13 protein-coding genes and 1 tRNA gene are annotated in these 12857 nt (G+C 60.5%); 13 read left to right on the top strand and 1 reads right to left on the bottom strand.

Annotated features, from left to right (window positions below):
- The 4 genes from FHX09_RS03010 to msrA all read left to right on the top strand — a co-directional run bounded on the left by FHX09_RS03010 (position 1) and on the right by msrA (position 3537).
- Positions 1–960: a glyoxylate/hydroxypyruvate reductase A gene (locus tag FHX09_RS03010; RefSeq protein ID WP_132589420.1), complete on the top strand. Its 960-nt coding sequence runs from the start codon at positions 1–3 to the stop codon at positions 958–960.
- A gap of 90 nt (positions 961–1050) precedes the next feature.
- The gene (locus FHX09_RS03005) at positions 1051–1401 is read left to right on the top strand and encodes a hypothetical protein (RefSeq protein ID WP_132589418.1); all 351 of its coding nucleotides are present in this window, start codon (positions 1051–1053) and stop codon (positions 1399–1401) included.
- Positions 1402–1573: 172 nt separating this feature from the next.
- The gene (pncB, locus tag FHX09_RS03000; RefSeq protein ID WP_132589416.1) at positions 1574–2878 is read left to right on the top strand and encodes a nicotinate phosphoribosyltransferase; all 1305 of its coding nucleotides are present in this window, start codon (positions 1574–1576) and stop codon (positions 2876–2878) included.
- Between the two features lie 137 nt (positions 2879–3015).
- A complete protein-coding gene (gene msrA / locus FHX09_RS02995; protein ID WP_132589414.1) occupies positions 3016–3537 on the top strand; it encodes a peptide-methionine (S)-S-oxide reductase MsrA in 522 nt (173 codons plus the stop codon).
- Between the two features lie 217 nt (positions 3538–3754).
- Here msrA and FHX09_RS02990 read toward each other — a convergent pair.
- Positions 3755–3844, bottom strand: a tRNA-Ser gene (locus tag FHX09_RS02990).
- Positions 3845–4072: 228 nt separating this feature from the next.
- Here FHX09_RS02990 and FHX09_RS02985 point away from each other — a divergent pair.
- From FHX09_RS02985 to deoA, 9 genes are all read left to right on the top strand, one after another.
- Entirely contained in the window at positions 4073–4390 is a 318-nt protein-coding gene (locus FHX09_RS02985) for a hypothetical protein (protein WP_132589412.1), read from the top strand.
- Positions 4391–4695: 305 nt separating this feature from the next.
- Positions 4696–5688, top strand: a complete 993-nt coding sequence (locus FHX09_RS02980; RefSeq protein ID WP_007798443.1) for a BMP family ABC transporter substrate-binding protein — start codon at positions 4696–4698, stop codon at positions 5686–5688.
- 68 nt (positions 5689–5756) lie between these two features.
- The gene (locus FHX09_RS02975; RefSeq protein WP_183720782.1) at positions 5757–7268 is read left to right on the top strand and encodes an ABC transporter ATP-binding protein; all 1512 of its coding nucleotides are present in this window, start codon (positions 5757–5759) and stop codon (positions 7266–7268) included.
- A 7-nt stretch (positions 7269–7275) separates the two neighbouring features.
- The gene (locus FHX09_RS02970) at positions 7276–8379 is read left to right on the top strand and encodes an ABC transporter permease (protein WP_132589408.1); all 1104 of its coding nucleotides are present in this window, start codon (positions 7276–7278) and stop codon (positions 8377–8379) included.
- A 12-nt stretch (positions 8380–8391) separates the two neighbouring features.
- Positions 8392–9363, top strand: coding sequence for an ABC transporter permease (locus FHX09_RS02965; RefSeq protein ID WP_132589406.1), 972 nt, complete (start codon positions 8392–8394; stop codon positions 9361–9363).
- A 4-nt stretch (positions 9364–9367) separates the two neighbouring features.
- Positions 9368–9757 carry a cytidine deaminase gene (locus FHX09_RS02960; protein WP_007798431.1) on the top strand — a complete coding sequence of 130 codons (390 nt, stop codon included), beginning with the start codon at positions 9368–9370 and terminating at the stop codon, positions 9755–9757.
- Positions 9754–10557 carry a purine-nucleoside phosphorylase gene (locus FHX09_RS02955; RefSeq protein ID WP_007798429.1) on the top strand — a complete coding sequence of 268 codons (804 nt, stop codon included), beginning with the start codon at positions 9754–9756 and terminating at the stop codon, positions 10555–10557. Before FHX09_RS02960 ends, FHX09_RS02955 begins: the two co-directional genes overlap by 4 nt.
- The gene (gene deoC / locus FHX09_RS02950; protein ID WP_132589404.1) at positions 10554–11330 is read left to right on the top strand and encodes a deoxyribose-phosphate aldolase; all 777 of its coding nucleotides are present in this window, start codon (positions 10554–10556) and stop codon (positions 11328–11330) included. The genes FHX09_RS02955 and deoC overlap by 4 nt, the downstream gene beginning before the upstream one ends.
- Before the next feature lies 1 nt (position 11331).
- The gene (gene deoA, locus FHX09_RS02945; protein ID WP_132589402.1) at positions 11332–12651 is read left to right on the top strand and encodes a thymidine phosphorylase; all 1320 of its coding nucleotides are present in this window, start codon (positions 11332–11334) and stop codon (positions 12649–12651) included.
- The last annotated feature ends 206 nt before the right edge of the window (positions 12652–12857 follow it).

The following is a 12857-nucleotide window of genomic DNA, read 5'->3' as shown; positions in this document are numbered from 1 at the left end:
ATGCCCACAAGACCGCCCATTCTCGTCGATCTCAAGTTCGACCCCGACACCGTTGCCCGCATCCTCAAGAGCGCTTTTCCGGATCGCGGCAGCATCAATCTCGCCGACCCCGCAAACAAGGATCGCGATCTGACCGGCATCGACCATGCGCTGCTCTGGAAGCCGGACGCGGATCTTTTCACTCGCGCTCCCAATCTCAAGGTCATCTTCTCGGGTGGCGCCGGCGTCGACAGCTTCATGAACCTGCCGGGCTTGCCTGATGTGCCGATCGTTCGCTTCTCCGACCGCAGCCTGACGACCCGGATGAGCGAATGGGTGGTGATGCAGTGCCTCATGCACCTCCGACAGCAGCATCAGCACGACAAGGACCAGCGGGCGCGCATCTGGGGCAAGCTGGTTCCGCCTGAAGCGTCCGAGATCACCGTCGGCATCATGGGCCTTGGCGTGCTCGGACAGGACGCGGCGTACAAGCTGAAGGTCATGGGGTTCAACGTCATCGGCTGGTCGCGCAGCCGCAAGGATATCAAGGGTATCGAGACGTTCGATTCCGGTCAGCTCGATGAATTCCTCTCCAGAACGGATTTTCTCGTCGGTCTGCTGCCGCTGACGCCCGAGACGACCGGCTTCTACAATGCGGCGCTGTTTTCAAAGCTGCGCCAGGGCGGCGCGCTCGGCAAGCCGGTGTTCATCAATGCTGGACGGGGAAAGAGCCAGGTGCAGGCCGACATCGTCGCCGCAATTCAGGGCGGTGTGCTCGGGGGCGCCTCGATCGACGTATTCGCGGTCGAGCCGCTGCCGTCCGATGATCCGCTCTGGGAGCTGGAGAACGTTTTCATCACGCCGCACGATGCGGCCGTATCCGATGAAACCGCGCTCTTCCGGCACGTCGAGCGCCAGATCGCCCGCTATGAGAGCGGCGAGCCGCTGCAATTCGTTGTCGACAGACAGGTGGGCTATTGAGCGCAGGAACCATGCTGCGCGCCATTCGTTTTTCTCCCAGATGAAGTGCTGGGCCGACAATGGCTCGCGCGACTCCGGAAGGAGAAAGACATGGCTCACCAGACGGAAACGCGCTGGGAAAAGTCCGACGGCAAGTTCCACGCCGAAGAAACGATCTCGTCAGTCAAGGCGAAGCAGGGCCGAATGGGCACTCGTATTCTTATGGTCCTGATCGTCGCGCTGGCGCTTGCCTTCATCGTATGGATCCCCGTTGAAATCTGGGGCAAGAAGGAGGCGGCGGACATCGCTCCGCAGCAACCTGGACAGCAAATTCAATCGCAACAGCCGGCACCGGCAGCACCACCGTCATTGCAGAACGGCAATGCGGTGCCGACCGAGACGCCGTCTCAGCCGCCGGCATCGAATCCGGCATCGGCAGCCCCGAAGGCCCCGGCGCAATAAGAAAGGCGCGGGTCAGGCGGTCACAAGGAAGCATCCTGTCGCACAGCCGGCAGGGTGCTTTTCTGTTTGCGCTGGACTTTACCGGCTGATTTTTCGATAAGAAGGCGCACGAGCCGGTCTTCGTGCGTCGGCTTATGACGCGATTTGTCCGGTTTGGGAATGGGCGGAGTTCATGGCCAAGACCGATATCGCAAGGCGCGTTTACAATCACACCTGGAAGCTCGATCCGATTGTTCGCAGCCTGATCGATACAGACTTCTACAAGCTGTTGATGCTGCAGATGATCTGGAAGCTCTATCCTGATGTAAACGCCACATTCACGCTCATCAACCGCACCAAACGCGTGCTGCTGGCCGAAGAGATCGACGAGGGCGAATTGCGCGAGCAGCTCGATCATGCCCGTTCGCTCCACCTCTCCAAGAAGGAGATGATCTGGCTCGCAGGTAACAGTTTTTATGGGCGCGCGCAGATTTTCGAGCCTGAGTTCCTAGCCTGGCTCTCGCATTTCCAGCTGCCCGAATACGAGCTGTCGAAGCGCGATGGCCAATATGTGCTGGACTTCCACGGATCGTGGAAGGACACGACCATGTGGGAAATTCCGGCGCTCGCCATCATCAACGAGCTTCGGTCGCGCTCGGCCATGAAGGCGCTCGGGCCGTTTACGCTCGATGTACTCTATGCCCGCGCCAAGGCGCGGATGTGGGAAAAGGTGGAGCGACTGCGCGAATTGCCCGGTCTGCGCATCTCCGATTTCGGCACGCGCCGCCGCCACAGCTTCCTGTGGCAGCGCTGGTGCGTCGAGGCGCTGAAGGAAGGCATTGGTCCCGCCTTCACCGGTACCAGCAACGTCCTGCTCGCCATGGATTCCGATCTCGAAGCGGTGGGCACGAACGCCCACGAACTGCCGATGGTGGCCGCAGCACTGGCGAAGAACGACGCCGAGTTGCACAACGCGCCCTACAAAGTTCTGCGCGATTGGAACAAGCTCTACGGCGGCAACCTGCTGATCGTCCTTCCGGATGCCTTCGGCACCGCCGCCTTCCTGCGCGACGCGCCCGAGTGGGTCGCTGATTGGACTGGTTTCCGTCCGGACAGCGCACCACCGATCGAGGGCGGCGAGAAGATCATCGAGTGGTGGAAAAAGATGGGCCGCGATCCGCGCCAGAAGCTGCTCATCTTCTCGGACGGGCTCGATGTCGATGCCATCATCGACACCTACAAGCACTTCGAGGGGAAGGTGCGCATGAGCTTCGGCTGGGGCACCAACCTCACCAACGATTTCGCCGGCTGTGCACCGACCGAGATCTCCGGGCTCAACCCGATCTCCATCGTCTGCAAGGTCATCGACGCCAACGGCCGCCCTGCCGTGAAACTATCGGACAATCCGCAGAAGGCGACTGGCGATCCGGCGGAGGTTCAGCGCTATCTGAAATTCTTCGGGACGGAAGACCGCGTCGACCAGGCGGTGCTTGTCTGAGAGATTTCCGTGACGCCGGACGGAGCCGCGATAGCCGCGCCGAACCTGGCAAAACCGGGACGCGGTCCCCATTTAGGCAAGTGCGGGCGCGGGCTGCCGAAGTTTGACGCCCATCTTTGACCTGAAAGGACGATCCAATGACTGTAGAGCGTGCGGTACTGGCGGGCGGTTGCTTTTGGGGTATGCAGGATCTCATCAGACGCTATCCGGGCGTCGTGTCCACGCGCGTGGGCTACACCGGTGGCGAGGTGGCGAACGCGACCTACCGGAATCACGGCAATCACGCCGAGGCGATCGAGATCATGTTCGACCCCGCGAAGATCAGCTACCGTGACATCCTCGAGTTCTTTTTTCAGATCCATGATCCGACGACACTCAACCGGCAAGGCAATGATCTCGGCGCCAGTTACAGGTCGGCGATATTCTACACGAGCGACAAACAGCAGTTGACCGCCGAAAACACCATTGCTGACGTGGACGCATCGGGTCTATGGCCCGGGAAAGTCGTTACCGAAGTCGCTCCCGCAAGCGATTTCTGGGAAGCGGAACCTGAGCACCAGGATTATCTGGAACGCATTCCGAACGGATACACATGCCACTTTGTCCGACCCGGGTGGAAGTTGCCGAAACGGCAGCAAGACACCGCCGCCGTTGGATGACCGGAACGTGTGCAAAACGAAGGAGGCCCTGCCGTCAAGCAGGGCCTTTTGCATTTCGGGATGGATGTCGGGAGGTAACGCACATCAGGAAGCAAGCTTTTGCCCTCGATCGCTATTCAAACGGCCATCATGCCCATGCAGACGGTCGGTCGAGACGCGCAACCGTTGCCACGTGATCTCCCAAGCAGTTGTAAACAAATCACTTCTTTGAAAGAAATGGCGGACAGAGAGGGATTCGAACCCTCGGTACGCTTTCACGTACACACGCGTTCCAGGCGTGCGCCTTCAACCACTCGGCCACCTGTCCTTTGGCGATCTGCATCGGCGAAGATGCAAATCGTCGGAACGGCCGCGATATATACCGATGAATTTTCGCCGATCAACCCAAATCTAACAGTTTTTTGACTTCTTCCGGTAAAAGTGCGGCTAAGCCCTCCATTGCAGTTCCATCAGCCCGTAGCTATCTTTTATTGCAGGTGGAAAATGGCGCGGCTGGCCGGGCAAGAGCCCGGTGCGTTGATGGCCGGAGAGTTCGATGCGTTTCCTTTTGCGTTTGGCGAGTCTTGTTGCGCTGGCTGTTGCCGTGATTGCCGGAACGATCGATTCAATTCAGTCCGTTGCCGCCTCCTCCGTGGTCATAACGCCGATGGGCGACGCGTGGCAGGATCTCAGCCCGTCGTCGCTGGAAAGCCTGCAAGCAACGATCGCCTACTATATCCACCCGCGGTTCTATGCCCTCGCCTTCCAGTGGCTGATGCTCCAGCCGGCCTTCGCCGTGTTTCTGGTGCTATCGCTGCTGTTGTGGATGGCGGGCTACAAGAAACCGCCGATCGCCGGCCGCTTTGCCGCATAAGAAGCAGCATTGTCCTGGACATCCAGCCCGACATCAGACGATGATATCGAAACGGTCGTCACGCCTGGATTGGCTAGAAAAATCGCAACCCGACGATGATTTTGAGCAAAAATCAGCCCGTCTGAGCTGATTTTTGGCAATTGCGGCAAATTTTTACCAGTCGAAAAATTTCTCGTGAATTTTTTTTTGAGCCATGCAAGGATGCGCCCAGCCAGGCCTCCGGGGGGAGGTCGGTGGTTCCGCAGACATGCCTGAACGGGCTTGCGGGAGGACCCAAACAAATAGAAACAATAGGGCTGCAACTCATGAAAAAATCCCTTCTGACTCTCCTGGCCGTGGCTGCCATGTCCACGACGGCGCTCGCCGCTGACGTCAAGCCGGCACTCGTTTACGGCACCGGCGGGAAGTTCGATAAGTCTTTTAACGAAGCAGCCTTTAATGGCGCTGAGAAATTCAAGAAAGAAACCGGGATCGCTTATCGCGACTTCGAGCCGACCGGCGACACCCAGGGCGAGCAGGCGATCCGCAACTTCGCAAGCCGTGGCTTCAACCCGGTTATCGCCGTCTCCTTTGCGTGGACCTCGGCCATCGAGAAGGTCGCGGCTGAGTTTCCCGACACAAAGTTCGTCATCGTTGACGCCGTCGTCGACAAGCCGAACGTCCGTTCCGTCGTCTACAAGGAAGAAGAAGGTTCCTTCCTCGTTGGCACTCTCGCAGGCCTTGCTTCCAAGACCGGCAAGGTGGGCTTCGTCGGTGGCATGGACATTCCGCTGATCCGCAAGTTCGAATGCGGCTACGAGCAGGGCGCACGCTCCGTCAAGGCCGATATCGAGGTGTTCCAGAACATGACCGGCACGACAGGCGCTGCCTGGAATGACCCGGTCCGTGGTGGCGAACTCACCAAGAACCAGATCGATCAGGGCGCGGACGTCGTCTACGCGGCAGCGGGCGCAACCGGCCTCGGCGTCTTGCAGACGGCCGCCGACAACAAGAAGCTCTCGATCGGCGTCGACAGCAACCAGAACCACCTTCACCCGGGCTCCGTCCTGACCTCGATGGTCAAGCGCGTTGACCTCGCCGTCTACAACGGCTTCAGCGACGTCAAGGGCGACAAATTCACGGCCGGCGTGCTGGCGCTCGGCGTCAAGGAGGACGGCGTTGGCGCCGCCATCGACGACAACAACAAGGCCCTGATCACGCCGGAAATGCAGGCCGCGCTCGACAAGGCCAAGGAAGGCATCATCGCGGGAACCATCAAGGTTCACGACTACACGACGGACAACGCTTGCCCGAAGTGATCCGTGACTGAGACGGGCGTATGGCGGAGTTGCTCCGTCATACGCCCTTTTCGTATTTGGAGCCTGCTGTGACAGACACGCCCGCTATCGAACTTGTGGGCATCGACAAGAAATTCGGTGCCGTTCACGCCAACAAGGACATCAATCTTACCGTCGCCAAGGGCACGATTCATGGCATCATCGGGGAAAACGGTGCCGGCAAATCGACCTTGATGTCGATCCTCTACGGTTTCTACCATGCCGATAGCGGTGAGATTCGCGTCAACGGCAATCCCGTGACCATCAAGGACAGCCAGGCCGCGATCGCTACCGGGATCGGCATGGTGCACCAGCACTTCATGCTGGTCGACAATTTTACGGTGCTCGAGAACATCATGCTTGGGGCCGAGGGCGGCGCCTTGCTGGCGAGGGGCGTCTCTTCCGCACGTGCCGAACTGCGGCGTCTGGAGAAGGACTACGGCCTCGAGGTCAATCCCGATGCGTTGATCGAAGAGCTTCCGGTCGGGTTGCAGCAGCGCGTCGAGATCCTCAAGGCCATGTACCGCGGCGCCGAGATCCTCATTCTCGACGAGCCGACAGGCGTGCTAACTCCGGCCGAAGCTGACCATCTTTTCAAGATCCTTCGTGTCCTGCGCGACCAAGGCAAGACCATCATTCTGATCACTCACAAGCTGCGCGAGATCATGGCGATCACCGACACCGTGTCCGTCATGCGCCGTGGCGAGATGGTCGCGACGCGCAAGACCTCCGAAACGACGGTCGAGGAACTTGCCGAACTGATGGTTGGCCGCCGGGTCCTGCTGCGGGTGCAGAAAGGCGAGGCCAATCCGGGCAAGGTGATCCTGTCGGTCCGCAACCTCACGGTTAAGGACAATCGCGGTGTCATCATGGTCGACAACGTGTCCTTCGATGTCCGCGCCGGCGAGATCGTCGGCATTGCCGGTGTCGCCGGCAATGGGCAGTCCGAATTGCTGGAGGCGATCGCGGGCATCCGCAAGCCGCATTCCGGGGAGATTTTCCTCGACGGGCAAACGATCGACAAGGCCGATCCTGCGCGCTTGCGCGAGCTTGGTCTCGCCCATATTCCGGAAGACCGGCATCACATGGGACTGGTGCTGAAATTCGAGGAATACGAGAACTCGGTCCTCGGCTACCACCGCAATCCCGGCTACAGCAAGGGCCCGCTGCTCGATCTCGACGCGATCCGCAAGGACGCCATGGAGAAAATCGAGAAATACGACATCCGCCCGCCGAACCCGCGGCTGAAGACCGCGAACTTCTCCGGCGGCAACCAGCAGAAGATCGTCGTGGCGCGCGAGATCGAGCGCGATCCGACAGCGCTGATCATCGGCCAGCCGACCCGCGGCGTCGATATCGGCGCCATCGAATTCATTCACCGCCGGATCATCGAGATGCGCGACGCGGGCAAGGCAATCCTGCTCGTCTCCGTCGAACTCGACGAAATCCGCGCCCTTTCAGACCGTATCCTTGTCATGTTTGCCGGCCATGTCGTCGGTGAGAAGACGCCCGATGCCGGTGAACAGACCCTCGGCCTGATGATGGCCGGCATTGCCGCGTGAGGCCTTGATGAGCACTGCTTCAGTTCCACTTCCCAATTGGATCAATTACGGCCTCATCCCGCTGTTGAACCTGTTGGTCGCCTTCCTGATCTCCGGTTTCGTCGTCTGGCTGATCGGGGAGAGCCCGCTTGCCGCCCTGTCGTTGCTGATCGAAGGCGCGCTCGGCAGCGGCGAAGGCATCGGCTTTACGCTCTATTATGCGACGAGCTTCATCTTTACCGGTCTTTCCGTAGCGGTGGCCATTCATGCGGGCCTGTTCAACATCGGTTCGGAAGGCCAGGCCTACCTCGGCGGCCTCGGTTGCGCGCTGGTGGCATTGGCGCTCGACCACTATGTTCCGTGGTATGTGACAATGCCGGTGGCGGTCGTCGGCGCAGGTCTCTTTGGCGCCGCCTGGGCGTTCATCCCCGCGTTCCTGCAGGCAAAGCGCGGCAGCCATATCGTCATCACCACCATTATGTTCAACTACATCGGCGCGGCGTTGATGGTGTACCTGCTGGTGCATGTGCTTATCGTGCCCGGCAAGATGGCTCCGGAAACCCGGACCTTCCTTGAAGGCGGTCAATTGCCGAAGCTCGGCTGGCTGATGAACCTTTTCGGCGCCAAGCTTGGCGCCGCACCGTTCAACGTCTCCTTCCTTATCGCGCTCGTTGCCGCCTATTTCGTCTGGCTGCTGATCTGGCGCACCAAGCTCGGCTTCGAGATGCGGACGCTTGGCGTCAGCCAGAGTGCGGCGGCCTATGCGGGCATTCCCTATGCTCGTATCGTCATGATTGCGATGCTGCTGTCCGGCGCGCTTGCCGGCATGATGGCGCTGAACCCGGTGATGGGATCGTCGGCCCGCCTGCAGGTGGAGTTCGTGGGCGGCGCCGGTTTCGTTGGCATCGCCGTGTCGTTGATGGGGAGAAATCATCCCGTCGGGATCATCTTCTCGGCGATCCTCTTCGGCATCCTCTATCAGGGTGGCGACTGGATCTCCTTCGAGATGCCGACTATCACGCGCGAAATGATCCTGGTCATCCAGGGTCTCGTCATCCTATTCGCCGGCGCCCTGGAATACATGTTCCGGCCTGCGATGGTTCGCGTCTACCAACAGTTCAAGGCCGCATGAGGGGAACGGACGATGGATTATTATGACATCTTCATCAGCGTCCTGAGTTCCACGATCCGCTTGTCGATCCCGCTGATCTTCACGGCGCTGGCAGGTCTGTTTTCCGAACGTGCCGGCATCTTCGATATCGGCCTCGAAGGCAAGATGCTTGGTTCGGCGTTTGCGGCAGCCTGCGTCGCGTATCTGACTGGCTCGGCTTGGCTTGGTCTTGGCGCCGGCATTATTTGCTCGGTGGCGCTCAGCCTCGTCCACGGCTTTGCTTCGATCACCAATCGCGGCAACCAGATCATCTCGGGCGTGGCGATCAACTTCTTCGTCGCCGGTATCACGATCGTCCTCGGCGGTGCGTGGTTCGGCCAGGGTGGTCGTACGCCGCAACTGCTTCCCGAAGCCCGCTTCTCGCCGATCGTGCTGCCCGGTGCCGAGGCAATGCGCGGCGTCCCGATTATCGGCCCGCTCTACGCCAATGTGATCTCGGGCAACAACATCCTGACCTATCTCGCCTTCCTCGCGGTTCCGCTTTCCTGGTGGATTCTCTATCGCACCCGCTTCGGCCTGCGGCTGCGCGCCGTCGGCGAAAATCCGGGCGCTGTCGATACGGCCGGCATTTCTGTGAGCTGGCTACGCTATCGCGCGGTCATGTGCGCCGGAATCCTCTGCGGCTTCTCCGGAACCTACCTGGCGATCGCGCAGTCAGCGGCCTTCATCAAGGACATGTCGGCCGGCAAGGGCTACATTGCGCTTGCAGCGCTGGTCTTTGCGAAGTGGAAGCCGGTGCCCGTCATGTTCGCCTGCCTGCTCTTCGGCTTTCTCGATGCGCTGGCAAACTTCATGCAGGGCAAGCAGGTACCACTGATCGGCGAAGTGCCAGTGCAGATCTTCCAGGCGCTGCCCTATATCCTCACCTGCATCCTGCTTGCCGGCTTCATCGGCGTGGCAATCCCGCCGAAGGCGGGTGGTGTCCCCTATACGAAGGAACGTTGAGAACATGTCCCACGATCTTTTCGAAGCCGCTCGCGGGGCTATGGCCTTCGCTCACGCCCCCTACTCGAAGTTTCCCGTCGGCGCGGCGATCCGTGCCGATGACGGCAAGGTCTACACTGGCGCCAATATCGAGAACCTGTCCTTCCCGCAGGGTTGGTGCGCGGAGCCGACGGCTATCAGCGCCATGATCATGGGCGGTGCCAAGAAGATCGTCGAAATGGCGGTGATCGCAGAGAAGCTGCCGCTCTGCCCGCCCTGTGGCGGTTGCCGTCAGAAGATCTCGGAGTTCGCTTCGAAGGATACGAAGATCTATCTCTGCGACGAAGCCGGCGTGAAGAAGACGATGACCATGGACGAGCTCCTGCCGTTCAGCTTCGAGACCGAACTCGGATGAGTGCGGCGCTGGACGTGCTTGCCGGCAGGCTCGGCGGCCTTTCGCCGCGTGTTGGCATCGTGCTTGGCTCCGGCCTTGGTTCGCTAGTCGGTGAAATGACGGACGCGCAGCGCATTCCATATCATGATTTGCCAGGCTTCCCGGTCAGCGCCGTCTCGGGCCATGCCGGCGAGGTGGTTGCCGGTTCGCTTGGCGGCGTTCCTGTTATCATGCTGTCCGGTCGGGTCCATTTCTACGAGAAGGGCGACGCGGGCGCGATGCGGCTGCCGATCGAAGTACTCAAGGGTCTTGGCATCGAGACGCTGATCCTTACCAACTCCGCCGGCTCCTTGCGGGACGACATGCCGCCTGGCTCTGTAATGCAGATCACCGATCACATCAATTATTCCGGCATGAATCCGCTCATTGGCGAGGAAAGCGACCGCCGCTTCGTTGGCATGACCAGCGCCTACGATGCAGGCCTCGCCGACGAGATGCGCAAGGCTGCAGAAAAGATCGGCATCGCCTTGTCGCAAGGCGTCTATATGTGGTTCTCCGGTCCGAGCTTCGAGACGCCCGCCGAAATCCGGCTGGCCCGCATTCTCGGCGCAGATGCCGTTGGCATGTCGACCGTGCCGGAGGTCATTATCGCGCGAATGCTGGGCTTAAGGGTTGCGGCAGCGTCCGTTATCACCAACTATGGAGCCGGTATGACCGGCGGCGAACTGAGCCATGACGAAACCAAGGACATGGCTCCGATCGGCGGGGCACGCCTCGCCGCCATACTGAAAGAAATGATTGCAGGAGAACGCGAACAATGACCAGTCATTCCAGCAAGGAGACGGCCGCCGTCGCACTCTCGCTTCTCGACCTGACCAACCTCAAGGACGACTGCACCGAGGCGCAGATCGACGCGCTGTGCGCGCGGGCTCAGACACCCTACGGCAACACCGCAGCGATCTGCATCTGGCCGCGCTTCGTCGCCCATGCCCGCGCCATTCTCGGTACAGGTCATCCGGTACGCATTGCGACTGTCGTCAATTTCCCTTTGGGCGAAATGGAAGTTGCCGACGTCGCCGCCGAGACCCGCGAGGCGATCGCCGATGGCGCCGATGAAATCGACCTCGTCATCCCTTATCGCAAATTCATGACGGGCAGCGGCAAGGCCGTCACCGATATGGTCGCGGCCGTCCGCGCCGAATGCAAGGATCCGATCCTCCTGAAGGTCATTCTCGAGACCGGCGAGATCAAGGATGCGGCGCTGATCCGTCGTGCCTCCGAACTTGCGATCGAGGCCGGTGCCGATTTCATCAAGACATCGACCGGCAAGGTCTCCGTCAATGCGACGTTGGAAGCGGCCGATATCATGTTGCGGGTCATCCGCCAGAGCGGCCACAAGGTCGGCTTCAAACCGGCGGGCGGTATCGGCTCGGTCGCGGACGCGGCCCTCTATCTGAGCCTTGCGGAAACGATCATGGCGCCCGACTGGCCGATGCCATCCACCTTCCGTTTCGGCGCGTCCGGATTGCTCGATGACATCCTTGCCGTTCTCAGCGGCACGCAGTCTGCTCCCGCTGCCGCATCGAGCTATTGAAATGATCCCGCAGGAGATCATCCGCCAAAAACGAAACGGCGGAACGCTTTCCGAAGAGGACATCCAATCGTTCATCGCCGCACTGGCGTCCGGTCAGCTTTCGGAAGGGCAGATTGGCGCCTTCGCCATGGCAGTTTGGTTCAAGGGCATGTCGCGGGACGAGGTTGTTGCGCTGACACGCGCAATGGCGCGTTCGGGCGACACGCTCAGCTGGGCAGACATAGACCGGCCGATCGCCGACAAGCATTCGACAGGCGGCGTCGGCGATAATGTCTCCCTGATGCTTGCACCAATCGCGGCAGCGTGCGGCTTGGCGGTTCCGATGATTTCCGGGCGCGGTCTTGGCCATACCGGGGGGACACTGGACAAGCTCGAGGCCATTCCCGGCTACACCATCACCCCTGACGCAACGCTTTTCCGCAGGGTCGTGAAGGATGTCGGGTGCGCCATCATCGGCCAGACCGGAGCCCTTGCGCCTGCGGATGGCAAGCTCTACGCCGTGCGAGATGTCACCGCGACCGTCGACTCGATCCCCCTCATCACCGCCTCCATCCTGTCGAAGAAACTCGCGGCCGGGTTGCAGACACTGGTGCTCGATGTCAAGGTCGGTAGCGGCGCGTTCATGGCCGAGCCGAAGGACGCCGAGACACTGGCACGCGCGCTTGTCGATGTCGCCAATAGCGCTGGCGTCAGGACGTCGGCGCTGATCACCGACATGAACCAGCCGCTCGCGGATGCTGCAGGAAACGCCGTCGAGATCCGTAATTGCCTGGAATTTCTGGCCGGCAGGAAGAAGAATACGCGCCTCGAGGCGGCCGTATTGGCCTTTGCGGCCGAGATGCTGATGAAATCAGGTATGGCTTCGTCACTGCAGGACGGTGAAACGAAGGCCGCGGACGCCCTTTCCGCAGGCAAAGCAGCCGAAAACTTCGGCCGTATGGTCCACCTGCTCGGCGGTCCGTCGGATCTCCTGGAAAAGCCAGACAAATACCTCGTCAAAGCGCCAGTAACCAAAGCGGTTCCCGCTCCTCAGTCCGGTTGGCTTTCGGGCTGCGACGTACGGGAGATCGGTATGACCGTCGTCGATCTCGGGGGGGGACGACGGCATCCGGACGACAGGATCGATCACCGCGTTGGGATATCCGACATCCTGCCGGTTGGCACCCGTGTCGAGCGAGGCGATCCGATTGCATTGGTGCATGCCGCCAGCGAGGTTTCGGCCGATGCGGCAATCGCTGCCCTAGCTGCCAACTACAGGATCGGCGAACGCCAACCTGCAATCCCTGATGTCGTTTGCGAGCGCATCGTGGCTATTGCCTGAGGCTGAGGAACTCCTCAGAAACGGAATTGAAGGCAATCTTCCTGAGAAAACTCATACCGGACCCGCGTGGATGAAAAGGGCATCATCCTTTAAGGAGAAGGCGGGACGACAGCGCTAGAATTACGCGGCCCATGCCTTCTTGGAGGCACCAAACACGACTTCGGCGGCTATTTGCCAGCAAAAGCAACCACGAGATGCTTACGAGG

The sequence above is a fragment of the Rhizobium sp. BK538 genome, assembly GCF_014197575.1.
In the GTDB taxonomy this organism is placed as follows: Bacteria; Pseudomonadota; Alphaproteobacteria; order Rhizobiales; family Rhizobiaceae; genus Rhizobium.
Note: the sequence above shows the minus strand (reverse complement) of the source record. Positions and strands in the feature narration are given on the sequence as shown.

Bases quoted from the DNA above. Each gene is read 5' to 3' on its own strand.
- FHX09_RS03010 (WP_132589420.1), top strand. From the start codon at position 1: ATGCCCACAAGACCGCCCATTCTCGTCGATCTCAAGTTCGACCCCGAC.
- FHX09_RS03005 (WP_132589418.1), top strand. From the start codon at position 1,051: ATGGCTCACCAGACGGAAACGCGCTGGGAAAAGTCCGACGGCAAGTTC.
- pncB (WP_132589416.1), top strand. From the start codon at position 1,574: ATGGCCAAGACCGATATCGCAAGGCGCGTTTACAATCACACCTGGAAG.
- msrA (WP_132589414.1), top strand. From the start codon at position 3,016: ATGACTGTAGAGCGTGCGGTACTGGCGGGCGGTTGCTTTTGGGGTATG.
- FHX09_RS02985 (WP_132589412.1), top strand. From the start codon at position 4,073: ATGCGTTTCCTTTTGCGTTTGGCGAGTCTTGTTGCGCTGGCTGTTGCC.
- FHX09_RS02980 (WP_007798443.1), top strand. From the start codon at position 4,696: ATGAAAAAATCCCTTCTGACTCTCCTGGCCGTGGCTGCCATGTCCACG.
- FHX09_RS02970 (WP_132589408.1), top strand. From the start codon at position 7,276: ATGAGCACTGCTTCAGTTCCACTTCCCAATTGGATCAATTACGGCCTC.
- FHX09_RS02965 (WP_132589406.1), top strand. From the start codon at position 8,392: ATGGATTATTATGACATCTTCATCAGCGTCCTGAGTTCCACGATCCGC.
- FHX09_RS02960 (WP_007798431.1), top strand. From the start codon at position 9,368: ATGTCCCACGATCTTTTCGAAGCCGCTCGCGGGGCTATGGCCTTCGCT.
- FHX09_RS02955 (WP_007798429.1), top strand. From the start codon at position 9,754: ATGAGTGCGGCGCTGGACGTGCTTGCCGGCAGGCTCGGCGGCCTTTCG.
- deoC (WP_132589404.1), top strand. From the start codon at position 10,554: ATGACCAGTCATTCCAGCAAGGAGACGGCCGCCGTCGCACTCTCGCTT.
- deoA (WP_132589402.1), top strand. From the start codon at position 11,332: ATGATCCCGCAGGAGATCATCCGCCAAAAACGAAACGGCGGAACGCTT.